The 24,247-nt window shown below is 38.9% G+C and carries 20 protein-coding genes and 1 pseudogene; 8 read left to right on the forward strand and 13 right to left on the reverse strand.

The features are described 5' to 3' along the window. Positions 1-2 precede the first annotated feature (2 nt). The 5 genes from A9Y75_RS09400 to A9Y75_RS28380 all read right to left on the reverse strand — a co-directional run bounded on the left by A9Y75_RS09400 (position 3) and on the right by A9Y75_RS28380 (position 6,422). On the reverse strand, positions 3-1,208 hold the full coding sequence (locus A9Y75_RS09400) for an ABC transporter permease (protein ID WP_071189287.1): 1,206 nt from the start codon (positions 1,206-1,208) through the stop codon (positions 3-5). A 103-nt stretch (positions 1,209-1,311) separates the two neighbouring features. Continuing rightward, on the reverse strand, positions 1,312-1,875 hold the full coding sequence (locus A9Y75_RS09405; RefSeq protein ID WP_071189288.1) for an IS607 family transposase: 564 nt from the start codon (positions 1,873-1,875) through the stop codon (positions 1,312-1,314). Between the two features lie 53 nt (positions 1,876-1,928). Continuing rightward, positions 1,929-3,242: an efflux RND transporter periplasmic adaptor subunit gene (locus tag A9Y75_RS09410; RefSeq protein WP_071189289.1), complete on the reverse strand. Its 1,314-nt coding sequence runs from the start codon at positions 3,240-3,242 to the stop codon at positions 1,929-1,931. 14 nt (positions 3,243-3,256) lie between these two features. After that, positions 3,257-5,068, reverse strand: a complete 1,812-nt coding sequence (locus A9Y75_RS09415) for an ABC transporter ATP-binding protein (RefSeq protein ID WP_071189290.1) — start codon at positions 5,066-5,068, stop codon at positions 3,257-3,259. Positions 5,069-6,137: 1,069 nt separating this feature from the next. Next, complete coding sequence (locus tag A9Y75_RS28380; protein WP_177176141.1) at positions 6,138-6,422, reverse strand: hypothetical protein; 285 nt, start codon at positions 6,420-6,422, stop codon at positions 6,138-6,140. Positions 6,423-6,660: 238 nt separating this feature from the next. Here A9Y75_RS28380 and A9Y75_RS09425 point away from each other — a divergent pair, with 238 nt between their 5' ends. From A9Y75_RS09425 to A9Y75_RS09435, 3 genes are read left to right on the forward strand one after another with little or no spacing between them, the layout of a single operon-like run. Next, positions 6,661-7,830 (forward strand): TOMM precursor leader peptide-binding protein, encoded by a 1,170-nt coding sequence (locus A9Y75_RS09425; RefSeq protein WP_071189292.1) that lies wholly within the window; start codon positions 6,661-6,663, stop codon positions 7,828-7,830. Next, complete coding sequence (locus tag A9Y75_RS09430) at positions 7,827-9,137, forward strand: YcaO-like family protein (protein WP_071189293.1); 1,311 nt, start codon at positions 7,827-7,829, stop codon at positions 9,135-9,137. Before A9Y75_RS09425 ends, A9Y75_RS09430 begins: the two co-directional genes overlap by 4 nt. Positions 9,138-9,155: 18 nt before the next feature. Continuing rightward, positions 9,156-9,911: a SagB/ThcOx family dehydrogenase gene (locus A9Y75_RS09435; protein ID WP_071189294.1), complete on the forward strand. Its 756-nt coding sequence runs from the start codon at positions 9,156-9,158 to the stop codon at positions 9,909-9,911. Between the two features lie 344 nt (positions 9,912-10,255). Here A9Y75_RS09435 and A9Y75_RS09440 read toward each other — a convergent pair whose 3' ends face one another. After that, positions 10,256-10,567 carry a hypothetical protein gene (locus A9Y75_RS09440; RefSeq protein WP_071189295.1) on the reverse strand — a complete coding sequence of 104 codons (312 nt, stop codon included), beginning with the start codon at positions 10,565-10,567 and terminating at the stop codon, positions 10,256-10,258. A gap of 646 nt (positions 10,568-11,213) precedes the next feature. Here A9Y75_RS09440 and A9Y75_RS09445 point away from each other — a divergent pair. Both A9Y75_RS09445 and A9Y75_RS09450 read left to right on the forward strand, forming a co-directional pair. Then, a complete protein-coding gene (locus A9Y75_RS09445) occupies positions 11,214-12,089 on the forward strand; it encodes a lipid kinase (RefSeq protein WP_071189296.1) in 876 nt (291 codons plus the stop codon). Positions 12,090-12,128: 39 nt separating this feature from the next. Further along, positions 12,129-12,740 (forward strand): exopolysaccharide biosynthesis protein, encoded by a 612-nt coding sequence (locus tag A9Y75_RS09450; RefSeq protein WP_071189297.1) that lies wholly within the window; start codon positions 12,129-12,131, stop codon positions 12,738-12,740. 1,287 nt (positions 12,741-14,027) lie between these two features. On the opposite strand, the gene aroB is transcribed toward A9Y75_RS09450, so the two are convergent. Beyond that, on the reverse strand, positions 14,028-15,122 hold the full coding sequence (gene aroB, locus A9Y75_RS09455) for a 3-dehydroquinate synthase (protein WP_071189298.1): 1,095 nt from the start codon (positions 15,120-15,122) through the stop codon (positions 14,028-14,030). Positions 15,123-15,253: 131 nt separating this feature from the next. Between aroB and petL the strand changes: the two genes are divergently transcribed. Next, on the forward strand, positions 15,254-15,346 hold the full coding sequence (petL, locus tag A9Y75_RS09460; RefSeq protein ID WP_013193238.1) for a cytochrome b6-f complex subunit PetL: 93 nt from the start codon (positions 15,254-15,256) through the stop codon (positions 15,344-15,346). A gap of 243 nt (positions 15,347-15,589) precedes the next feature. Here petL and A9Y75_RS09465 read toward each other — a convergent pair whose 3' ends face one another. The 5 genes and pseudogenes from A9Y75_RS09465 to bioB all read right to left on the reverse strand — a co-directional run bounded on the left by A9Y75_RS09465 (position 15,590) and on the right by bioB (position 19,411). After that, positions 15,590-15,832, reverse strand: a complete 243-nt coding sequence (locus tag A9Y75_RS09465; protein ID WP_071189299.1) for a hypothetical protein — start codon at positions 15,830-15,832, stop codon at positions 15,590-15,592. Between the two features lie 190 nt (positions 15,833-16,022). Then, entirely contained in the window at positions 16,023-16,775 is a 753-nt protein-coding gene (locus A9Y75_RS09470) for an alpha/beta hydrolase (protein ID WP_071189300.1), read from the reverse strand. A gap of 99 nt (positions 16,776-16,874) precedes the next feature. Then, on the reverse strand, positions 16,875-17,387 hold the full coding sequence (gene fldA / locus A9Y75_RS09475; protein WP_071189301.1) for a flavodoxin FldA: 513 nt from the start codon (positions 17,385-17,387) through the stop codon (positions 16,875-16,877). Positions 17,388-17,495: 108 nt separating this feature from the next. Further along, positions 17,496-17,896, reverse strand: a pseudogene (locus A9Y75_RS09480) (chlorophyll a/b binding light-harvesting protein); the annotation flags it as partial. 507 nt (positions 17,897-18,403) lie between these two features. Next, complete coding sequence (bioB, locus tag A9Y75_RS09485; RefSeq protein WP_071189302.1) at positions 18,404-19,411, reverse strand: biotin synthase BioB; 1,008 nt, start codon at positions 19,409-19,411, stop codon at positions 18,404-18,406. 566 nt (positions 19,412-19,977) lie between these two features. Between bioB and A9Y75_RS09490 the strand changes: the two genes are divergently transcribed. Together A9Y75_RS09490 and A9Y75_RS09495 are read left to right on the forward strand one after the other, a co-directional pair. Next, positions 19,978-20,553, forward strand: coding sequence for a GNAT family N-acetyltransferase (locus A9Y75_RS09490; protein ID WP_071189303.1), 576 nt, complete (start codon positions 19,978-19,980; stop codon positions 20,551-20,553). Between the two features lie 286 nt (positions 20,554-20,839). Next, positions 20,840-22,288, forward strand: a complete 1,449-nt coding sequence (locus tag A9Y75_RS09495) for a YdiU family protein (RefSeq protein WP_071189304.1) — start codon at positions 20,840-20,842, stop codon at positions 22,286-22,288. 917 nt (positions 22,289-23,205) lie between these two features. Here A9Y75_RS09495 and A9Y75_RS09500 read toward each other — a convergent pair. Then, a complete protein-coding gene (locus A9Y75_RS09500; RefSeq protein WP_071189305.1) occupies positions 23,206-24,246 on the reverse strand; it encodes a PleD family two-component system response regulator in 1,041 nt (346 codons plus the stop codon). Between the last annotated feature and the right edge of the window lies 1 nt (position 24,247).

Consider the following 24,247-nt stretch of genomic DNA (forward strand, 5'->3'; position numbering starts at 1 on the left):
AATTACGCACTTCTGAGAGCGACAATTGGGTCTAACATAGCAGCTTGTCGGGCAGGAAATACACCAAAAATTAAACCTATACTACCAGATATTCCCACTGCTACAACAATCGCATAGAGAGGAAATTGAGGAGTCAAAGGCGTGAAAAATGCTAAGGGTATAGTTCCGCCAACTCCTAAAATTATTCCCAGCAAACAGCCGGAAAGAGATAGAATAATTGCCTCAATTAAAAACTGCACTAAAATATCATTCTGAGTTGCGCCCACAGCCTTGCGTAAACCAATTTCCTGAGTGCGTTCAGTCACAGAAACTAACATAATATTCATAATCCCAATCCCACCAACTAACAAAGAAATGGCAGCAATCAAGGCTAATAATAACGATAAAATACCAGTCACCTGCACTACTAATTCTTGAAACTTTTTATTAGCGAAAACAGCTATATCTTTTTTACCATGCAGTCGAGAAAGAACATTAGTAATTTGAAAACCCGCAGCGCGAACACTATCTCTATTTTTGGCAGTCACTAAAATATAACTAATAGGAATATCAGATATTGATCTGCGTCCAACTAACCTATTAGCAAATGTTGTTAATGGCACAATTGCAGTTTGATCCAAATTATCCCCAGCAAATGCACCTTTTGATTGCAACAAACCAATAACTTGAAACGATATATTATTAATCATCACTTCTTGCCCAACAGGATTTTCATCACCGAACAACTTCCGGCTAGTTTCTGCACCTAAAACAGTGACTTGAGCCTGTTGTTGCTGTTGTGTTTGATTAAACATTCTGCCAGTGACAAGAACAAGATTCTGTACAGCGAGCAAATCAGATGTAGTGCCTCTAACAGTTGTGGATGTTAATTTATTTTTAAAGCTAATTGACATTTTCTGCTCATCTACAGGAGCAACTTGGCTAACACTAGGAACTTGAGCTTTAATTGCTTCTGCGTCTGACAGCACCAATTGAGCATCAGGAAATTTCATCCCCTCCTCATCTTCAAAATTACTATACACCGTGAGTTGATTTGCTCCAAATGCCTCAAGTTTTCCCAACACAAGATTCTGTGCGCCTTGTCCAATACCAATCATACTAATAACAGAAGCATTGCCAATAATTATTCCCAACATTGTTAGTCCGCTACGGAGTTTATTAGCAGCGAGAGTGGCAAAAGCCATGTTCACACTTTCCACCAAATTCATACTCCCCTCCCAGCATAAAATAACTTAATTTCTTCTTCCGATACTTTTTTGCTACGCAACGCTTCGAGAACGCGTCTATCCCGACGATCAATATGTCTCTCAACTAATCGCATTCTGACTCCAGGCACTTAACAATACATTCTGTTTTTCTCTTTCTTTTTCTTAATCCATAAATTCTTGCACAGAAGCTAGTTATGATTGAAAGAAAATCTTGCATAATATCTTCTGTTTCTTCTTCTGCGAGATTTACTACTTCAATATCCTTACCTTGCTTGTTGAGTAAAACCTTTAAATAATTAAAACCAATTCTAGTTAATCTATCTTTATGTTCAACAACAATTATTTTATAGTCATCTTCATTAAGCAATGCAACTAATTTTTTCCGGTTATCATTAACGCCACTGCCTACTTCTTTAACTATCTTTTTAATTTGATAGCCTTTAGCTTCACAGTAGCGTACAAGTCTTAGAGCTTGACTGTCTAAGTTAGTTTTATTTTCAGAACTTGAGACTCTTGCATAAATAACAACACCCTCTACAGTTTTTTGTACGTCAACAATGACTGTACCTGTAGGCAACTGTGTAGCTTTAAGTTCTCCACGTTTCCACATTCTCCAGGCAGTCTGATAGCTTATTCCTTTTGATTTGGCATAGTCAGATAATTTCATTTCTGAATAATACCACAGATATTAATATTTGACTATATATGACTATATTTTTGTTATTCAAATCCAATACCATCAATCAATTGGTTCGGTGGTGGTTGAATAAAAACCCGTTCACCTTCAGAAAGTCCCCCCAAAATCTGGGTTTTATCTCCAGAAGTAATTCCTACCTGTACCGGATGAAATTTTGCTTGATCATCTTTATCTGGTAACAGTACACCCACCTGCCCTTTTTTACCAGAAACCACAGCAGCCGAAGGAATTACCAAAGCATTGCGAATGTCATTCACCATAAAAGTTAACTTGACATTTAGCCCTACCTTGAGTTTATCTTGACCTGTTGCCAAACCAACTTTGACCCGCAGAAATGTAACATTTTCTTCCTTAACTCCTCTAGGAGCAATCAAGCGAACTCGCCCTTGAAAAACTTGCTCAGGAAAAGCATCAAGCCGAATTTCCACAGGCTGATTTTGCTTAATTTGCGCCATATTTACTTCGGGAACTTTAGCTTCTATCTCTAACCCACTGGCTAATTCGGCAATGGAGGCACTAGTTCCCCCTTCATTGGTAGAAACAGAAGTATTTGGGGTTACGAAGTCGCCTTCTTGGGCAAAACGCCTTGTAATCAACCCAGAGAAAGGGGCGCGGATAAAAGTATTTTCTAACTGAGTTTCGTAAAATTGTAATTGGGCAGTTGCTTGAGCTACCTCAGCTGCGGCCTTGGTAATTTCCTCAGCCGGATAGCCAAAAAGTTGTTTTTTCAGTTGTTGTTGAGCAGATATCAGACTAAATTTAGCTTGTTCTAAGTTATCCTTGGCGCTTTGTTCTTCATTCAAAACTGCATCCAAATCATCACGGGATATCGCCCCTTGAGATACAGGATATTCCCTGCGCTTGACTCGTTGAGTGGCTAATGACAAGCGAGATTGAGCTTCCCGCACTTGCGCTGTGTATTTATTTACATCAGCTTGAGCGATCGCAATTTCTTCTGGTCTATAACCATTGCGCTTTTCTTGTAAATCGGCTTTTGCCTTCAATAACAACGCCCGATACTGATTCACCTGGGCTTGAAATGCTTGCCGCTCCATTTCTGCGATTAATTGTCCTTTTTGGACAAAACTACCTTCATCTACATAGAGTTTGGCGATTCGACCTGCTTCTCTCGGTCCGATATTAATTTTGCGGACTGGTTGAACGACTCCATTGGTTTTGATTTTAATGTTTAAGTTGCTGGTAGTGACAGGGACTGTCAAGTCTGTAATATCATCTTTACGGGCTTGATACCAATGGCTGAAGTAAGCAATACCAATTCCAGATAAACTAAATACAGTCAGCCCGATTAGCCAAGGAATCGGATTTTTGATGTTCATGGCTGATGAGTATCCTACACCCCATACTGTTGTGCCTGCATATTCCAGAGGGCGGTATATTCGCCTCCACTCTGTAAAAGTTCCTGGTGAGTGCCATCTTCAATTAAATGACCATCTTTGAGGACTAATATCCGGTCAGCCATTCGCACTGAAGCCAATCTGTGGGTAATCAGGATGGTAGTTTTGCCTTCAGCTAACTCAATAAAGCGAAAGTAGAGATCATACTCACTGCGGGGGTCAAGGGCTGCGGTAGGCTCATCCAGGAGTAGTAATTGGGCTTCTTTACGAACAAAAGCACGAGCTAAAGCTAACTTTTGCCACTGTCCTCCAGAAAGTTCTGTACCACCAAACTGCTTACCCAATTGTGTATCTTCTCCACTGGGAAAATCAGCAACTAGTTTGACGATATCGGCTTTTTCCACCGCATATCTAAGAATTTCTCGATGTTCTAGAGCCGCTAGGTTTCCTAAGGCGATATTTTCCCCCAGGGTAAGGGCATAATGACCAAAATCTTGAAAAACTCCCGCAATTTGTTGCCGCCACTGCTCTAAATTTAAATTTCTCAGGTCTATACCATCAACGATAATGCGTCCTGTTGTGGGGTCGTAAAGCCTCGTTAATAGCTTGACTAAAGTAGTTTTCCCTGCGCCATTTTCTCCGACTATCGCTACTGTTTGTCCTGGGTAAAGAGTAAAAGAAATATCCTTGAGTGCTAATCTACCATCTGGGTAGTGAAAATCAACATTCTCAAAAGTAATACCTGAACGAATCGGAGTTGGTATTTTTTCTCCTGGTATACTCAATACCATTGGGGTGGGGCTATCGAGAAAATTGAAAAACTGCTGCATATAAATCACATTTTCAAACAGATCCAGCCAATGAGTCACAAATCTTTCTAGATTATTCTGGAAGTAAGTTAATGACTGTACAAACAGAAGTACACTTCCGGGGCTGAATGCTCCTCTGAAAGCCTTTTGTACCACCCAGTAGAAAGAAAAACCATTCCCTAATGTACTCAGAATAGCTAAACTAGATGACCAAAATGCTTGTTTGCCCCGCAGATGACGCATAGATTGATGTAAAGACTGGAATGCTTGTCCGTAAAGCCCCATAAAAAACGCACCTAGCTGAAACAACCTGATTTCTTTGGCATAGGTGTCAGTGAGCATTACTGTCGTGTAATACTCCATTTTTCGAGCTTGAGGACTGTTTTCAAATAAAGTGAGCCAAATAGCCCTGCCATATTGGGAAGAAACTACTATTTGGGGTATAGTAGCGATCGCAATCACTAGTGGTATCCAAACCGCTAGGGGAACTAGTAATCCAACTATTACGATTAAAGTCACCAAAGATCGACCTAATTCCACCAAATTCTCCAGTAAGTTTAACGGTTTATAGCTAACTTGTTCTTGGAGAAGTTGTAGCTCATCATAAAACTCAGCATCTTCAAAACGACTCAGGTCTGAAAATGTATCAGCTTTCTGCATTAATAATAAGCTAATGTGAGCCGTTAACTTGTCATTGAGATTTCCCTGAAGTGCGAATATCCAAGGATAGAGAAGCGTTTCTAGTAGCAAAGCTCCCACCCATGCTGCTACTAAAGGCCATAACATGGAATCGTCTAATGCTCTACCAGATGTCAAAGCTGTGGCTACAGTATCTACTACTAGTTTGGTAATCCAAACACTGATAGCAGGAAGAAACCCCTGTAATAAAGTGACAGCAATCAAAAAGAGCATTTCTTGAGGTGCTGCTGTCCATAATAAGGGCAAAGAACGAAATAAAGTTCTAGTATAGTCTTCAAACCAAACTCTTAAATCGCTCATTAATTAAACCTTATTTTTATAAAATGTTAGATTATTGTCTGATTTCAAAAGATTTGATATTTTCTGACTAATAACTAGATTTATCACTTTGGATAAATTGGTTTCTTAAGGATAAAATATACAGTTATCAAAATTTGGTCTCTGCTAGACTTGACCAGAATGCAGTCGCTGCCTAGTTTATGAGTTATTTTTTCTGATTCCTGCTATCTATTACTTTAATATTTTACTTTTGAAAAAGTTTATTCTCCACTTCTTAAGGATGAATATATCAAAAACATTGAAATCTATGTTCTTCAGAATTTTCACGTATATCAAAACAGCCTAGAATCAATACAAGCTCTATAATTAAAGGATTATCAGATACTTAACTTGATATTTTTAGATAATCTCCCGAAAAAACTGTAATATTAATACCTCACTAAAGTAGTAACCATAAAGAAATAGAACTACGCTTTTATATCAGCTATAAGCATTATTTTAAATTGACTTAAACTGTAAATTAACTTTCTATCACCAGGGATTTATTCATCCTTAAGACAATTTAGTAAATGGCGTTCTACCCTATTAAGAATAACAAGAATACTACTTAAGAAAGAAGTAAATATGACAGTAAAAGATATTGTGATAAGAGTTAGATAAGTAAAAAAGACATCATTTGCGACGCTAACAAGAGCAAGATTTTTCTTAAAGACAAAGTTTGAGGGAATATAAATCCCATCTGGGAGTTACCTGCACTGACCAGAAAGTGATTTTGACCTTTTATGAACTAGTGAGATTCTGAATATGAGGCTTAGTGTTTTTGTTTAACTATACTTGGATGGGGAAGATAGTTAGGCATTAACAGTTGTCTTATTTTCGGGTAATTCTTCACCTTCGGTCGTTCAAAAACTGATGCTTTACTGAAAAATAGTTGACTCAAAAATAGTTGACTCAAAAAAATCATTCCAGCTTTTCACAAAGTCAAAGACAGATTTGCAAACAGGTTATTGAATTGAAGTTAAAAGGAGTAAGTGACAATGCTTGCAGAAAAAACACTGACCCAACCAACAATAGAAATGCATTTGGTAGATCAAGCCGACAAACTAGAACAACTTCTGTTGTCTGAAGAAGAAATAGCAGCTTTAGAAAAATTATCAATGTCAGGAGTATTTGACTCTGAAACCACCCAAAGATGGTTTGCTAATTGCGGCGGATGCGGTGGATGTGTCGGATGCATAGGATGTATAGGATGTCGTGGATGTCGCGGATGTCGTGGCTGCGGTGGATGTGGATGTCGTGGATGTCGTGGCTGTGGCGGATGTGGCGGATGCAAATCTATCAGTGACGGAACAGTATCAGGCGTGATGGAGGACACTGATGATTTCGGATTTGGATACTAACTGGATACTAACTAAACCTGGAGATAGAACTGCAATTGATTAATTTTAGAAACGGAGTTTTTTGAGTTTAGATTCACAAAATCTGGCTGGAAAAGCTGATAAGAACCCTGTTTTTATTACACTCTTTTTTTGTTAGCAAAAACAGGGTTTTTCAATTTTCACATTTTCACAAATTGCCACTTACAGCAGCATTCAACTCCTGAAATAAAGCCAATGAAATTAAACGATGATCAGCGGCTACGTCTACTAGAACACGTCGTCATTAACGTTATGCCGTCAGATTGTAATGGCGAAGAAAGTATGATATTCAATACGACGCGACGAACCCTGAGAGTAAAGGGTCAAGCTCTGCATGATGTGGAAAGTATTGTTTTACCTTTACTAGACGGCTCTCGAACAATAGGAGAAATCAGAGCTACGATTGGCGAAAAGTTGACAGATTCTTCAGTCAATCAATGTTTAGAGTTTTTGATGGACAATCGCTTAGTAGAAGAGTATCTAGAGGATACAGACGATTTAGATAGTCGTGCTTATTTACTTCCTCAAATCAGCCTTTATCATGAGTTAGGCTTTGACCAAAAGGATGCTCAGAAAAACTTAGCCAATGCGAGGATTGCTATTTTTGGACTGGGAGGTTCGGGACTAATAGCAGCAATCAACCTGGCTACGGCTGGTATCGGTTTTCTGCGTTTGTGCGATCATGCCTGCATAGTTCCGTATGATTCCCTGATCATGTCAGGCTCGGTATTGAATAAAATCGGTGCTTTCCGAGGTGTGGAAGTGGCTCAACAGATTGAGTCTCTTGGCGGAGTTACCCAAACTGAGATCGTCACAGAGCCTTTAATTGACGACGCAACAATCAATCCTTTGCTTGATGATGTTGACCTCGTGATTGTCGCCACTGATGCCGTATCTGTGAATCTAGCCTATCGTCTGAACAGATTATGCCTGAAGATGCAGCGCCCATTGCTACCAGGTGGGGCGGCTGGTGTGGAGGGAACTGTTGGTCCGCTGGTTTTTTCCCAGGATGGACCCTGCTATCTATGCTATCGGATGCGGTCTATGGCCTGTTCCAAGCTGCCAGAGGCGGAATTGGCAGTTGAGCAGTTTCTGAACCGAGAACGGCGTTCTCAACCACGGCTGCGCGAAAATTTACCCATAGCCCAGATGTTGGTGGGTAGTTATCTAGCTCTTGATGCGGTGAAGATGATCCTCGGTTTAGCGATCGCTACTGACGGTAAATTACTGCATCTAGACTTGCTCGGCACAAAGCTCACTCACAATGTTGTCCTCAAAAAACCAGGTTGTCCCCATTGTTCAGCAAAACAGGTGACAGGGAACAGGGAACAGGGAACAGAAAAAGATAGGAGAGAAACAAAGTGAATACAGCGATCGCTAGTCCTCGCTGGCGCGATTTAGTCAGCCCCCATACTGGCATCATCCGAGCCTTAGATAGATTCACCAAGCCTTATACAGAGTTCGAGTTTCCTGTTTTATGGCAAGCCGAATTAGCAAATTTCCAACTTTGCAAACAACAGGATGATTTACGCTACGGTGTAGGCAGGGGCATGACTGATGAACAAGCAATTTTTGGGGCTGTGGGTGAAGCTATAGAAAGATATTGCGGTGGTATTGTTGATTATGGGCAACTGATTGTTGGTAGCTATGAAGAATTAGGTAATCGTGCCGTTCCTCCTTCAGTTTTTTCCTCTTTTTCTGACCAACAATACTCTGACCCAAATTTCCCTTTTCCAGCTTTCGAGCCAGCCACGCAGACTTCGTGGATGAATGCCCTATCTATAGCAAGCAACCAACAGGTTTTAGTGCCAACGTTCTTGGTTTATTTGGACTGGGACGGCGATCAACCAGGAGATCATATTTTACCTGTCACTTCTAACGGCATGGCTAGTGGACCCTCTTTGGAGTTTGCTGCCTACCGTGGTTTGTGCGAGTTGATTGAACGCGATGCTTTCATCATTACTTGGTTAAATCGCCTATCTGCTCGGCGTATCTATTTCGACCACCGACCAGGAATTGAGACGGAAATTGCCCGCCACTACGCCCGATTTGGAATTGAGCTAGTTGCCTTCGATTTAACTACTGATATTAACGTCCCAGTTGTCATGGCTATGTTAATTGACCGGTCAGGCAAAAGTCCGGCTGTGTCCACTGGTTTAGGATGTCATCTGGATGGGAAAACGGCTTTTCACAAGGCAATCTTTGAAGTTTGTCAAGCCCGCTTTGGTGACATAGAACGGATGAAAACTGGTGCTGGTGCTAATCTCCATCAATATAGTGATATTAAGTATTTGGACGATCACAACGCTTTTTTCTACACAACTGCTCGGCTGGGCGAGTTGGATTTCTTATTTAACCATGACCAATCCTGCAAAGTTGAAGATTTACCAACTTACGAATCTGAGTCCGAAGTAGAAAAATTGCAATCAGTAGTTGCCAGGCTGCATTCAGTGGGTGTCCAAGCGTATTTAGTGGAAATTACCACCCCTGATATCGCGTCCCTCGGTTTCCGAGTAGTGCGGACTTTAGCCAGTGAATTAGTCCCTATCTATTTTGGTTATGGACAAGAGCCTCTGGGGACTCGGCGTTTGTTCGAGGTTCCAGAAAGGTTGGGTTATGGTGGCCGACGTACCGAAAATGACCTCAATCCCTGCCCACATCCGATGGCTTAAAACGAGGAAATTAGAGCAATGCACACAGCCAACGAACCTCTAGAGTTAGCTCTTCTCTATCATTTGAATTCTCCAGTCCCTAAAAGTTATGTCAAGCGTGTTCCAGCCTCTGAACTGCGGTATCTGCCAGAGGCTCCTTTTCTAGAACTGCCAAAAGCACCACACGATAATCCGCTGATTGAGCTTTTGCAACGACGTTCTTCTGTGCGATCGTTTGAGAATAAGGTGATGCCACTCATCTCTTTAGCTCAACTGCTGGACGCAGGATGTGGACTCAACGGGCTGCGTCAAGCGGATAGTCAATTCTATGAAGCTCGCAACTCTCCTTCTGCGGGAGGACTTTATCCGATGGAGATGTTCGTATCTACACAAGCGGTGGAAGGTCTGACAGCCGGACTATATCACTATGAACCTCGCGGACACGGGCTTCATCGGGTTAGTGATGCAGTACTAACAGATTTTTTAGAACCATTATTACAGCAGGATTACTTTGTGAATGCCAATGCTCTCTTTGTGTTGACATCTGTTTTTATGCGCTCAATGTCTAAATATGGTGCGCGTGGCTACCGTTTTGCACTTTTAGAAGCTGGTCATCAAGCTGAAAATATATCTTTAATGGCTGTGCAATTGGGACTGGGCAGTCTTTGTATCGGTGGATTCCATGACTTAAGTTTAAATACTCTTTTGGGTATTGACGGGGAACGTCATGCTGCCATTTACTGTGTTGCTGTCGGCACTAGTACCGCTTTCTCGGAATTAACAATTAAAAATTAAAAAAGCAGATAATACAAGCTTTTTAGTAATTTTTAATGGTTGGTTGATTTACGCCGTTGTGTACTAGTGCTATAAATATGAGTGCCTAAAAAGCAGGTATATAACAAAAATGTATACCTGCTTCACATTAAGACCTAGTAGTCTATTAAGAACTAATTGAAGGGTAAATAAATCTTGCCATTGTTCTTGGTTCGCTTCTTTATTCGTCAAAATTTATTTGACAGTTAACCCAGCATTATCCCCTAAATTTATGGTGGGTTAGGTAGTCCGTAACCCACCCTACGATTTTTGGGTAATTAATTTTTTGGTGTTCCCTAAGACCTAGCTAGTACCAAAATTAGAATTTATTTAGGGCTGGGTTTAGGTGTAGGAGTACCAAGAATGTAATCGCGGCAAGCTTTGGTATCAACAGGCGCTCCTTTTTTAGGATTACAAGGATTTGCCTTTTTCTCAGCGTCAGTATTTCTATTTATGGGAGCCTTGATAGGTTTTTCCCAAGGACACCGGATAGGTCTGCCTTTGTCATTAAGACATGGTACCTGCTGTTCAGCATGATCAACTTGTGTAGTTAATGATTGTTGTTGTGCTATAGCAACAGGGGAAAATAGCACAGTTGCTAAAAGTGTGGTACTCATTAATTTTTGAAGACGATGCATAATAAAATTCTCTGTTTAAGTCCGTACTACTTTAAGTAGGATTCACCTTTCTGATTTATGCATATTCCGTCGTAGGCATCGCTGATTTATTTTACAGCAGATTGCAGATCAATGAGGTACAGAATCAAAATTGAAACCTATACACCAAGCCAGTTTTGTTTTACTCCTGACTCCTGACTCCTGAATTCTGCTGTATCTGACTCATGTAGTTGAAGACTTTATAGATTCCCTCAAAGTTAAAAATGGCGACTCCTCATCGACCCCCTGCCCTGTCAATCCTGCGGATTGAATTGGTTGTGGGTCAATTCGTCATCGCCCAAAAATTCATCCCACACTCACTCTTAGGAGTGTGGGGCTTCTTTTCGTTTAAGCTAAAGTTAAACTAGAGAAAACCTCACTTGTTTGTGGAAATTCCCAAAAATAAGTCATCCAATTTCTGAGGATGCTTTACGAAGGTACTGGTGTAATTTAATCTATGAAAGTGCTGGACTTTTGTCTAACATACCCTAGAGGTTAGGATATCTATCTTTTTAATTGGAAGTTCCTGTAACTTTGATCCTCATCTCACTAAGCTTGAAGATGAAAATTCACGCAAGGTCGAAAGACATGGAGAATCTTGACATCTAAACTACAAAAGGTACACCCCATGAATCCCCGCGCCCTGCTGTTAGTAAATCGTCATTCCCGTCAAGGACAAGAACGCCTCTTGGAAGCTATTCGTTGTCTGGAGACACTTGGTTTTCATGTGATTGAAGAATCTACAGAAAACCCAACACACTTGGGCGATGTTATTAGGCGCTACCAACAGGAAATTGATTTGGTAATTGTGGGTGGAGGTGATGGTACTCTCAACGCCGCAGTAGAGGCTATAGTTGATACTCAATTGCCCTTGGGAATTTTACCTTTGGGAACTGCTAACGACTTAGCGAGGACTTTGGGGATTCCCAATTCTCTACCGGAAGCTTGTCAAATTATTGCCGGTGGACAGTTGCGACGGATTGATTTGGGTTGGGTAAATGGTAAGTACTTTTTTAATGTTGCCAGTTTGGGATTAAGTGTAAAAATTACCCAGCGATTAACCAAAGAAGTTAAACGTCGTTGGGGAATATTTGCTTATGCTGCTATTGCATTACAAGTCATTTGGGAATCTCGCCCTTTTCGTGCAGAAATTCGCATCAATAGCCAATCAGTTCACGTCAAAACTGTGCAAATTGCTGTAGGCAATGGTCGCTATTATGGTGGTGGAATGGCTGTATTTCACGATGCTACCATAGATGATCAAAGACTGGATCTGTATAGTTTAGAAATTAAGCATTGGTGGGAAATCATTCCCTTACTCCCGGCAATGCGCCAAGGTAGACATATACATTGGCAGAATGTTCGCGCTATCCAAGGGCAGGAAATTGAAGTATACACTCGTAAACCGCGCCCTATAAATACAGATGGGGAAATAACGACACATACTCCCGCTGTGTTTCGTGTGATTCCTAAAGCTATAGGTGTTTTGGTGCCACCACTATAATCTATCTATGGTGGTCATTCCCTATCACTTAGCACCAAAATGCATTTGAGATTTTCTCAAGACATTCAGTCTTTACTCCAACGTTTAGCCCAACAGCCTCTTACTCTCGGTCATATTCTGGCGGAAACTTCCGAACGGGGTTTTAGCTTGGTGATTGCATTATTAGTTTTGCCGTTTTTGTTTCCGATGCCACCGGGGTTGACTGGCCCTTTTGGTGGTGCTTGCTTAATATTATCATTGCAAATGGTTTTGGGCAGGCGATCGCCTTGGTTACCCAAAAAAATCGCTAACTACCAGTTTCCTGGCGCTTTTGCTCAGATAATTTTAAACAATCTACATCGGGTAACTAGGATATTAGAGAAAATTGCCCGTCCCCGATTGGCAAGAATAGCGAATAATCCCTGGACTTGGCAATTGAATGGGCTTTGTATTTCTTGGTTGACATTATTACTAATTTTACCAATTCCCTTGACCAATCCTATCCCCACCGTGGCTATATTACTTTTGTCCGTTGCCACTATTGAGTCTGACGGGCTGCTGATGTGCATTAGCTACGTTTTTACAGCCTTGATTACCTTATTATTTGGGTTTATTGGTTATGCACTGTGGTTAGCTCCCAATTTGCTGCCTATAATGTTTGCTCTTAGCTAATGTCAGTAGATCACAAACAGAACTGAAGATCATTTTCTAAATCCTAGCCTCGACTCTAGTACCGCTTTCTCGGAATTAAAAATTAACAATTAAAAATTAAAAAAGCAGATAATACAAGCTTTTTAGTAATTTTTAATGGTTGGTTGATTTACGCCGTTGTGTACTAGTTCAATCAAATTTGTTACAAAAATATATACTATTCATAGCTGTAAACTGCTAATATGGTTGATTTACGCCGTTGTGTACTAGTTCAATCAAATTTGTTACAAAAATATATACTATTCATAGCTGTAAACTGCTAATATGGTTGATTTACGCCGTTGTGTACTAGTTCAATCAAATTTGTTACAAAAATATATACTATTCATAGCTGTAAACTGCTAATATGGTTGATTTACGCCGTTGTGTACTAGTTCAATCAAATTTGTTACAAAAATATATACTATTCATAGCTGTAAACTGCTAATATGGTTGATTTACGCCGTTGTGTACTAGTTCAATCAAATTTGTTACAAAAATATATACTATTCATAGCTGTAAACTGCTAATATGGTTGATTTACGCCGTTGTGTACTAGTTCAATCAAATTTGTTACAAAAATATATACTATTCATAGCTGTAAACTGCTAATATGGTTGATTTACGCCGTTGTGTACTAGTTCAATCAAATTTGTTACAAAAATATATACTATTCATAGCTGTAAACTGCTAATATAAGCTACCCAGCATAAAAAGCTGAAAAAAATACATCAAGTTAAGTAAACTTGTGATCTTGATTTTTTGAGGCTATTATTACTCAATTCAGGAAATTTCTGTTGGTTAGAGAGCTTTTTTAATCAAAAAAATACAGAATTAAGCAATCTAGTATTGCTAAAATAAAACCCCCAGCTTATACTCTGAGGGATATAATCTAAATTAAGGTGCATCTACTATTTTCTTATCCTTCTGAGTTCTGACCATATCCGGAAGATTTCGGTTAGTCAAATGGTTTTTTGTGTTGTAAAATATAGAACTTAGAAAAAGGTTTAGTTAAACCCCCAGTTTCCACTCTGAGGGCAATTAGTCAATTAAGGTATATATACTTCCGCCTGTGTTTTGGCTTAATCAGGACAAATTTAACCATCTTTCATGGCTATTGGATAAATCAACTTTGAAGAAACACAGGTATAGCAGGTGACAGAAAAGAGGAAAGGAGGAAAGAGGTAATAGTTGTGTTTCTGATGTTGCGGGAGTGCAAACCGCACTCGTTGGCAGCTTATATCTCTGTCTCCTTGAATCCAAAACTGATTATTGGATTTTCTGCAATACTTGCCGAATCGTATCTGATGTCACCTCGTCCGTAACCTTCACTTCGCCAATTTGGGTTGGTAACACAAAGCGAACTTTACCGGATTTGACTTTTTTATCTAATTGTAAAGCATCAATAATTGCTTCAATATCTAAATCTGCGGGTAATTGTGTTGGTAAACCAGATTTTTTAATTAAGGCATTTTGACGTTCTGTGTCTGCTTTTTGCCACAGACCTAATTCTACGGCAATTTCTCCTGCTGCTACCATGCCAATTCCTACAGCTTCTCCGTGTTTTAACAGACGATAGCCTGTTAAGCTTTCTACTGCATGGCCGATAGTGTGACCATAGTTAAGAATTGCCCGTAATCCAGATTCTTTTTCATCTTTGCTGACAACATCTGCTTTCGCTTGACAAGAATGGGTTATTATGTAATTTATCAGGTCGGATTTTACATAGCGGAGTTGGTCAAGGTGTTTACTCGCTTCCAATTGGGTGAACAATTCAGCGTTCCAAATTACGCCGTACTTGATTACCTCCGCCATTCCCGCCCGAAACTCTCGTACTGGCAGAGTTTTTAAGACTTCTGGGTCAATTACAACCTTGCGCGGTTGATGAAATGCGCCAATTAAGTTTTTACCGTGGGGATGATTTACGCCGGTTTTACCACCAATTGCCGAATCTACCATTGCTAAGAGACTGGTAGGAATTTGCACTACATTAATTCCCCTCAACCATGTAGCGGCTGCGAACCCTGTCATATCACCAATAACGCCTCCCCCTAAAGCCACCATTGTTGAGGAGCGTTCTAGGCGGTTTTCGAGGGCGATATCATAGAGTTTTTGAATAGAGTTAAGGGTTTTGTAGCGTTCACCAGGTGGCAAGTTGTAACTTGTGACTTCAAAGCCCGCATTTTTTAAGGATGCGATCGCTCTTTCACCATAATATTTAAATATCATCGGGTTAGAAACCAGCAATACCTTCTGGCCTAGCTGCAAACTTGCCATCTGTTCACCTAGTGTATCTAAACTCCCCGGTGCAACAGCTATCTCATAAGACTTTTCTGGTATATCTACTTTAATTACAGAAGTCATTCAAAAACCCTAATATAAGCGTGGGCTGTATTTTAGCGTAATTTGGGGACTGAGAAATAATTCTTGTGAATTACGAATTACGAATTATTAATGATTCAATATAAATAAGTAACTAAAGAGGAGAAACGCAAATGGCTGTAGTTGAATATATTGTCTTTTTAGGCGTGTTTATGGGTATAGCTGTGGGATTGCTGTTTGGTCTGCGTTCTGCCAAGATCATCTAATAGCCAATTGACCGAAATGTAGTTTTTGTAGTACAAGATTTTTCCTTACTACTAAAATTCCCCCCTTTTTTAAGGGGGTATTTAAACATTAGAACAAGTGTAAATATAAAATCCTGCATTTTGTATCTGTTGAGGTAATTCTAAATCAGGCATTTGTGTATCAAAGTAGCAGATTGTCTCACGCAAAGACGCAAAGACGCAAAGAGTAAGTGTTTAAGAAAGAAAATTTTTGATTTTCATACCTCAATCTTGAATCGCTTTTTTACTACGCTTTAATTGTTTCCAAAGCAGGTGAATTTGTTTGTAAGCCTCATCTGGAGAAATTTTACCACCAGTTTGCAAACTACAAATATAATTCACTCGTTGAGAAAATTCTTGTAAGTGTAAATTAAATTGTAAATACTCTGTCTTCAATTCTCCATGATATTGATTATGAGGATAGAGAAAATCAGATAGTTCAGCCAGAAAATCAGAACTTGTATTCATAGGATTTAAGTAATTGTTGAAAATGAAAATCGATGTTTAATAAAATATGATTTTGTAATAAAACTTAACAATTAGTGATTCAGACAAACATTGCAACAAAAAATGAGCGGCAGTAGGTAATTTTGTTGTCGAAAAAGAGTTAATAGGGGTGATATATATGCCCCTAAAAAATTAATAATTCAGGAAGTAGCTAATTGGATAAATTTTGGGAAATAAATTGAGATGTCAGCATTGGTTGTAGATGATAAAGTCGCCAAAAACTCAATATTTGTTCCCCCACTGGTTGAGGATAGAAATAATGAAAAAAATGATATCCTTTAGGATATTCCCAGAGATGATCTTCCGGTTTAAAATATTTTAACCAGTTGTGTAATGCAGGTGAATCAACAATGAAATCATTTTTACTACCGCATACCATCAACGGCATAGAAACTCCACCTTTAGGCAAATCAACCAACTTGAGTAAAGAGTGTGACAAAGGAGTTTGATCTAAATCTTTATCTAAAGCTGTCATCAGCTTTTTAGTAATATCATAAGGTTGTTTTCCAAAGAGATTACGGACACTATTTGCTAATATTTGTTCACGACTGAGAGTAAATAAATCTCTTTGTACATAATAGTGAGTGTGCCAAGTATGTGCAGGTTGAGAAGACACAGATAATAAAGTTAGCGATCGCACTTTTTCGGGATAGCGACGAGCAAAATCTAAAGCAATTACACCACCAGAACTATGACCAATTAAATGGATAGAATCAGTGCAAGGTGTCAAAAATTCATTGAGTAAATCAACAGCTTCATCTATAGAACTACCTTCATCTTTTTCTTGATGGTACTCCCACTGAGCAACCTTCATATACTTAGATAAGTATTTTAATAACGGTTGATCAAACCTTGCCAAAGCAGGACTAGAACTTAACCACAAAACATCAAAAATATCAGACATAAATATGCTCACAAAATAGAATAGAGGATAGGAAGAAAGGTGTAGGTAAAGAGATGATAAAATTACCCACACTTAGATAACCAACAAACACAGAATCTTTTACAAACCGAATTCTTTTTTTAACTGAGCTACCCAAGCTTTGATACGTTCATCAGTTAAATCAGACTGGTTATCATCATCCAATGCCAAACCGACAAACTTACCATTTTTTAATGCCTTAGATTCATTAAAATCATAACCATCCTTTGACCAATAACCTACAGTTTTACCACCAAGCTCGGAAATTTTCTCTTCTAAAATTCCCATAGCATCCTGAAAATTATCCCCATAACCAAGTTGATCACCAGTACCAAAATAGGCAACTAATTTACCTGAGAAATTGATAGTACCCAATTCCGGGAAAAAGCCCTCCCAATCACTTTGGAGTTCACCAATATTCCAAGTAGGACAGCCGATAATCAGACATTGATAATCATCAAAATCAGCAGCATCAGCTTGGGAAATATCCTGGAGAGTAACCACATCATCACCAAACTCATCCCTAATTATTTCCGCAGCAGATTCGGTTTTACCAGTTTGAGTACCGTAAAACAAACCAATTTTTTTTGACATTTTCACACCCAGAAATTACTAACAAATTAGAGAAATTGCTATTAGTTAACAGTAAATAGGCAGCGATAAAACTCATTCAGCTTAAAGCTCCCAAGCGGTAAGATAGGTATGCTTCTCGTGACCACGGTAGCCAAAGAAGGAAAATTTCTCTTCGAGGATAGCAGGACCCCAAAGTGCATGAAATATTCTCCCAAACCTAGAAAAGCAGAGCTAATTAGGTGCAATACTCCAATGACAAAGTAGGGATAGGTATCTACAATTTCTCCACCACTACCTACACCCCAACCCAAGGTTGCTAGGTGGGGGAGGAGAATTAAGCCTTGCTCGGACATTGGTTGAGATGTTTGGTAACGAGCAAGTTCAAATAAGGTTGTCGCACCTGCCCAAAACACGATTAGTCCTGCATGGGCAACATGAGCGCCTAATAATCTGCCTGAAAGATGTGTTAACGGGGCGTTCCCTGACCACCAGGGGATTGATTCCGGGGTTTGCACAGCCATGCTCGTCATGGTGTAATTTCCTGTGAATTGTGGGAAATAGCTAGGATGCTTGATTTACTTATTGAGATAGATATTCAATAAGCTCTGGGCATATCATATCAGATTTATTGAGATAATTTATCACTAATGAAAGATGAATTTTTGTAACATTCTCGTTAAGACTATCCGACTGTCAAAAAATACCATCCTCTATATGAGGGAGATTCCGCCATTTTTGGCTGTTACTGACTTACTTTGGATACAAATAGAATTAATATTTAGCAGGTAATAAATGCTTAATAGCAGCTTGGATAATTATTAGTAACTATATTGGTGAATTAGTTTTAGCTATTTTTAAGAAATTTTATTAATAAAATCCACAGTGCTGAGTTTTCAGCTTTGGGAATAGCGTATTAGTGTAGTGCGTCAGATCAAAAATATCTGTTTTTTGCATTGTTGGGTCTGACACACCCTCCATTAAAGCAAGGCCATTTGTACTCCCCCTTCAATAGGGGAGCAATTTATTTGTGGGGGTATCTACACAGTTACAGCAGTAGGAGTTTTTTCCTGCTTTTGGAATGGTGGACGCATTTCTAAACCCAGCAAATTCAGCATTTCCCGGTCTGCATCATAATCAGGACAGGGAGTTGTCACCGTTAACATTTTGTTATCATCGCTGGAAAAGATGGAATTAGCCCCCGCCATAAAACATAAAGCTTGTTCGACTTGGGAAAGTTTTGCCCTACCTGCACTTAAACGCACATCAGAAGCGGGCATAATGATTCTAGCGGTAGCAATCATCCGCACCACTTCCCAAATTGGGACTTCGGGTTGATTTTCTAAAGGTGTACCGGGAACCTGTGAGAGAATATTGATGGGTACAGATTCTGGGTGTGGCTGTAAATTCGATAGAGTGTACAACATTCCTACACGATCTTCGACGCTTTCGCCTAAACCAAGAATGCCGCCAGAGCAGACAGTAACATTAGTTTGGCGAACATTTTCAATTGTATGCAAGCGATCGCTATAAGTCCGGCTAGTAATCACCGTACTATAATATTCTTCAGAGGTATCCAAATTATGATTGTAAGCATAAAGTCCCGCATCTTCTAAGCGTTTCGCCTGATTTGCACTCAACATTCCCAAAGTGCAGCAGACTTCTAAACCCATAGCAGTGACATCCTGTACCATATCCAAGACTTGCTCAAATTGGGAATTATCCCGCACTTCCCGCCAAGCAGCACCCATACAGACGCGACTCACACCAGTTTCTTTCGCTTTCTTAGCAATATTTATCACCGTTTCTTTTTCTAACAGTGCTTCTGGCTTTACCTCGGTTTTATAGCGAGAAGACTGGGCGCAGTAACTACAATCTTCTGGACAACCCCCGGTTTTAATAGAGATTAGTTTACAGACTTGTATTTGTTTTGGATCATGAAATTGGCGATGCACACTAGCAGCTTGATAAATAAGCTCTAGAAATGGTGTATTGTATATTGCCAAAATCTCTGCTTGCTGCCAATTGTAGCGTATTCCCACCATCATTATCCTTTTGTAGATTGGATTTATCAACAACTGCTATAATATCATCACGATTTTTCAGAAAAAATTCCTGCTCAGTACAGCAGCCTTGAAGAAGACGCGGGGACACGGGGATACGGGGATACTCTTACACCCCATGTCTAAAGCCAGAGGATTCAAGTGGGCATTGCCCACCTTAGCAAAGGTTTGGTAGGTAATTCCCACCTTACGTATATTTCAAAAATCAAATACAGCAGATTGCAGATCAATGAGGTACAGAATCAAAATTGAAACCTAGACACCAAGGCAGTTTTACTCCTGACTCCTGACTCCTGACTCCTGAATTCTGCTGTATTATTCCTATATTCAACCCGTTACTGGCTGATTAAACAACTTATATAGCCGTGGACAGGGTGGTTAGGACATCAATTGATAATGAAACTCTCACTACAAGAGGATTTTACTCCTGACTCCTGACTCCTGACTCCTGATTTTTTTTAATCAAATTGTTGACAGTAGAAGCCGTTTCTTCAGGTTTTCCAGATCCCTCAAGCGTGTTAATAAAAGACATATTCTCAATAATGTAGCTTATGAAATCAGAACTGCCACTAATTACAAGCGAACGCCTGTTATTAAGAATGGCGATTCCCCAAGATACAAGGGAAATTATCAACTATTTTCTCAAAAATAAAACCTACCTTACTCCATATTGTGTAACTTGGATGGATGGCTTTTTTACAGAAGAATATTGGCAGGATCAAATAGAAAAACATTGTTTTGAATTCATTAATGACTATTCATTAAAATTATTTATTTCTTCCAAAAAACATCCCCAGCAAATTATTGGTACTGTTAATTTTAGCAATTTTGTCCGGGGAGCCGCCAGTTATTGCAATGTTGGATATAATCTAGCAGAAAATGCCCAAGGTAAAGGCTATATGACAGAAGCGCTAAAAGCCGGCACTGAATATGTCTTTCAAGAATTAAATTTTCACCGCATCATGGCCAATTATATGCCCCATAATCGCCGTAGCGGTAACGTACTCAAAAGACTTGGTTTTGTGATTGAAGGATATGCTAGAGACTATTTATTGATTAATGGTGAATGGGAAGATCATATTCTCACCAGTCTCACTAATCCTAACTGGAAAAGAGACTATTTCTAAATAGGTATAGCATTGAAAAACATTGTAGAGATTTCAGAGGGAACTCTTAACGGGCAATTCTTAACAGAAAAAACTCATGTTTAAAAACATAAGATTGAAATAATGGACGGAGCCGCTCCGCCTCCGCACTGTTTTTTTGTGCTACGCATCTGGTAAAAACATCCTTTTTTTGACTGAGCTTTAAACTTAGAACTAAAGTTTCTTATCTGTTCCCTGTTCCCTGTTCCCTGTTCCCTGTTCCCTTTTTTTGTAATATTAAGATAAGATCAATTAAAATTAGCTGATAATGACTCTGGCTGAAACTCCAAATCACACCAATTCTAGTAATCCTTTACTTACCCTTAACTACGAAAGCGCCTTAGAATCTCTAGGTAGTGACTACTATGATGAAGTCACAGCAGCAGAATTTCCCCAACACATTCTGCGTTGGCGCAATAATGCACTACTACCCAGTTTAGGACTTGATCCTCAAGTAGTCAAAGACGAAGATTTTATTACAGCCTTTGGGAAATTTCAAGAACGCAAACCTTTATTAGCACTGCGTTATCACGGTTATCAATTTGGTGAATATAACTCACGTTTGGGTGACGGTAGAGGCTTTCTCTACGGACAAGTGCGGGGAACCGATGGCGAATTATACGACTTTGGTACTAAAGGTTCTGGGACAACACCTTACTCCCGTGGTGGTGACGGAATGCTCACCCTCAAAGGTGGAGTCAGGGAAGTTCTAGCCGCAGAAGCACTAAACCGCTTAGGTGTCAGAACCTCACGCTGTCTGAGTATGATTGAAACAGGTTTAGGTTTGTGGCGGGGTGATGAACCTTCGCCTACTCGCTCATCAGTAATGATACGGATGAGTAAATCCCATATCCGGTTTGGAAGTTTTGAACGACTGCACTATTTAAAGCGTCCTGATTTAACCAAAAAGTTGCTAGATCATGTCATTGCGACTTATTACCAACATCTCAATTCTGAAGATGATAAATATGCCCTGTTTTATGCGGAATTAGTGAAGCGAGTAGCCGAACTAGTCGCACAGTGGATGGCGGCTGGTTTTTGTCATGCAGTCCTGAATACTGACAATATGTCGATTACAGGAGAGAGTTTTGATTATGGTCCCTACGCCTTTATTCCCACTTATGATCTATCCTTTACTGCGGCATATTTTGATTATTATAAACGCTATTGTTACAGTCAGCAGCCAGGTATTTGCAAACTGAATTTAGAATTGCTGCAAGAACCTTTAAAGGCAGTAATTGATATCGGTGATTTGCAAAGTGGTTTATCTAAATTTGCCGAATATTATCTTGCTGAATATCGGACTCTCATGTTGAAAAAGTTAGGATTTGAAAATGGGCAATTTGCCGAAGCTGATCAACTTTTGCAACTAACAATCACTTTTTTACAAGATAGCCAAATTGGTTATCATCAATTTTTTTCAGATATGGCTCGCACCTTTAACAGTAAATGGCGTGATGAACCTGCATTTGTGATGAATACTGCCGAGATTGTTCCAGCTTTGGGAGCATCAGCAATTTTTGATAATTGGTGTGTACTTTATCATCAAATTCTCAATCATTTTGATCCCGATGAAATGGACATAATTGCCCAAACTCTAGCTAAATATAATCCACAAACAGCATTATTAAGACCTGTAATTGAATCAATTTGGGAACCAATCGCCCAGGAAGATAATTGGCAACCTTTTTATGATTTAGTTCAGCAAGTTCAATAACAGATATAGCAGGTGACAGGTGATAAAGTTTCACTTTAAGATTGATACAAATGGACAGACGCGGAGATTCATTTGTAGCTTTAATTAAGTGAATTGATATGACAGGGAACAGGTAACAGAGAACTCTTCTAATTACGAATTACGAATTACGAATTACGAATTACGAATTACGAATTACGAATTACGAATTACGAATTACGAATTACGAATTACGAATTACGAATTACGAATTACGAATTACGAATTACGAATTACGAATTACGAATTACGAATTACGAATTACGAATTACGAATTACGAATTACGAATTACGAATTACGAATTACGAATTACGAATTACGAATTACGAATTACGAATTACGAATTACGAATTACGAATTACGAATTACGAATTACGAATTACGAATTACGAATTACGAATTACGAATTACGAATTACGAATTACGAATTACGAATTACGAATTACGAATTACGAATTACGAATTACGAATTACGAATTACGAATTACGAATTACGAATTACGAATTACGAATTACGAATTACGAATTACGAATTACGAATTACGAATTACGAATTACGAATTACGAATTACGAATTACGAATTACGAATTACGAATTACGAATTACGAATTACGAATTACGAATTACGAATTACGAATTACGAATTACGAATTACGAATTACGAATTACGAATTACGAATTACGAATTACGAATTACGAATTACGAATTACGAATTACGAATTACGAATTACGAATTACGAATTACGAATTACGAATTACGAATTACGAATTACGAATTACGAATTACGAATTACGAATTACGAATTACGAATTACGAATTACGAATTACGAATTACGAATTACGAATTACGAATTACGAATTACGAATTACGCAAAGCGGTACTAGTTTCTGTCTTTCACTTTTCCCTTGTCTGTGATTCTGTTAAATTTTCAGCTATAATGCGGTTTCTACCCTGGGCTTTAGCAGCATAGAGCGCTTTGTCAACAATCTCAATTAAGCTATTCGGAGAAATCTCCAAATGAGGAAAAATAGTTGCAACTCCTACACTCAAAGTTATAAAATTATCAACTTTAGATTTAGCATGGATAATCTTGAGATTATATACCTCTTGTCGGATTTGTTCAGCTAAATATACAGCCCCCTGAAAATCGGTATTGGAGAGAATTATGACAAATTCTTCTCCACCATAACGCGCTACTAAATCAGATGGACGCTTAGTTGATAATTTTATTGTTTTAGCAATCTTCTGTAAACAATAATCTCCCGTTAAGTGACCATAGGTATCATTATAATTTTTGAAAAAATCTACATCACATAATAATAGAGATAGAGGCATATTTTCACGAGCAAGTCGTTGCCATTCTAGATTTAAATAGTCATCAAATTTTCTCCGGTTGGCTACTCCTGTCAATCCATCTAACAGCGCAAACTGTTGTAGCTGCTCATTGGCTGCAAGCAAAGCATCTTCAATTCTTCGGCGTACCTTTATTTCTTCCTGCAATTGCTGGTTTTGTTCAATCAGTCGCTGATGTTGCTGGTAAAGGATCAATTGATTTTTTACCCGTGCTAACACTTCTAACTCTTGAAAAGGCTTTGTAATGTAGTCTACTCCACCAATCTCAAACGCCTTAATTTTATCTATAGTTTGGTCTAAAGCGCTAATAAAAATTATGGGAATATTTGCAGTTTCTGACTGAGCTTTTAATTGCTTACAAACTTCATAGCCATTTAGATCAGGCATATTAATATCAAGTAAAATCAAGTCAGGAGGTTCTATCTTCGCTGCCTGAATTGCAACTTTTCCGCTGAGAGTTTTCTTAACTTTTAATCCTTTTGACTCTAAAATTTTAGATAGTAATCGTAGATTGTCTGGGTTGTCATCAACAATCAAAATCAAACCAAAATCGTTATAGTTATAATATTTTGATAAAGGCATA

The organism is Trichormus sp. NMC-1 (genome assembly GCF_001858025.1).
Classification (GTDB): Bacteria; Cyanobacteriota; Cyanobacteriia; order Cyanobacteriales; family Nostocaceae; genus Anabaena.

Coding starts and splice junctions, on each gene's coding strand:
- A9Y75_RS09405 (WP_071189288.1), bottom strand. CDS start 1,875: ATGAAATTATCTGACTATGCCAAATCAAAAGGAATAAGCTATCAGACT.
- A9Y75_RS09470 (WP_071189300.1), bottom strand. CDS start 16,775: ATGTCTGATATTTTTGATGTTTTGTGGTTAAGTTCTAGTCCTGCTTTG.
- A9Y75_RS09465 (WP_071189299.1), bottom strand. CDS start 15,832: ATGAATACAAGTTCTGATTTTCTGGCTGAACTATCTGATTTTCTCTAT.
- A9Y75_RS09415 (WP_071189290.1), bottom strand. CDS start 5,068: ATGAGCGATTTAAGAGTTTGGTTTGAAGACTATACTAGAACTTTATTT.
- fldA (WP_071189301.1), bottom strand. CDS start 17,387: ATGTCAAAAAAAATTGGTTTGTTTTACGGTACTCAAACTGGTAAAACC.
- A9Y75_RS09410 (WP_071189289.1), bottom strand. CDS start 3,242: ATGAACATCAAAAATCCGATTCCTTGGCTAATCGGGCTGACTGTATTT.
- A9Y75_RS09400 (WP_071189287.1), bottom strand. CDS start 1,208: ATGAATTTGGTGGAAAGTGTGAACATGGCTTTTGCCACTCTCGCTGCT.
- petL (WP_013193238.1), top strand. CDS start 15,254: ATGGCTGTAGTTGAATATATTGTCTTTTTAGGCGTGTTTATGGGTATA.
- A9Y75_RS09495 (WP_071189304.1), top strand. CDS start 20,840: ATGACTCTGGCTGAAACTCCAAATCACACCAATTCTAGTAATCCTTTA.
- A9Y75_RS09435 (WP_071189294.1), top strand. CDS start 9,156: ATGCACACAGCCAACGAACCTCTAGAGTTAGCTCTTCTCTATCATTTG.
- A9Y75_RS09445 (WP_071189296.1), top strand. CDS start 11,214: ATGAATCCCCGCGCCCTGCTGTTAGTAAATCGTCATTCCCGTCAAGGA.
- A9Y75_RS09440 (WP_071189295.1), bottom strand. CDS start 10,567: ATGCATCGTCTTCAAAAATTAATGAGTACCACACTTTTAGCAACTGTG.
- aroB (WP_071189298.1), bottom strand. CDS start 15,122: ATGACTTCTGTAATTAAAGTAGATATACCAGAAAAGTCTTATGAGATA.
- A9Y75_RS09500 (WP_071189305.1), bottom strand. CDS start 24,246: ATGCCTTTATCAAAATATTATAACTATAACGATTTTGGTTTGATTTTG.
- A9Y75_RS09450 (WP_071189297.1), top strand. CDS start 12,129: ATGCATTTGAGATTTTCTCAAGACATTCAGTCTTTACTCCAACGTTTA.
- bioB (WP_071189302.1), bottom strand. CDS start 19,411: ATGATGGTGGGAATACGCTACAATTGGCAGCAAGCAGAGATTTTGGCA.
- A9Y75_RS09425 (WP_071189292.1), top strand. CDS start 6,661: ATGAAATTAAACGATGATCAGCGGCTACGTCTACTAGAACACGTCGTC.
- A9Y75_RS09490 (WP_071189303.1), top strand. CDS start 19,978: ATGAAATCAGAACTGCCACTAATTACAAGCGAACGCCTGTTATTAAGA.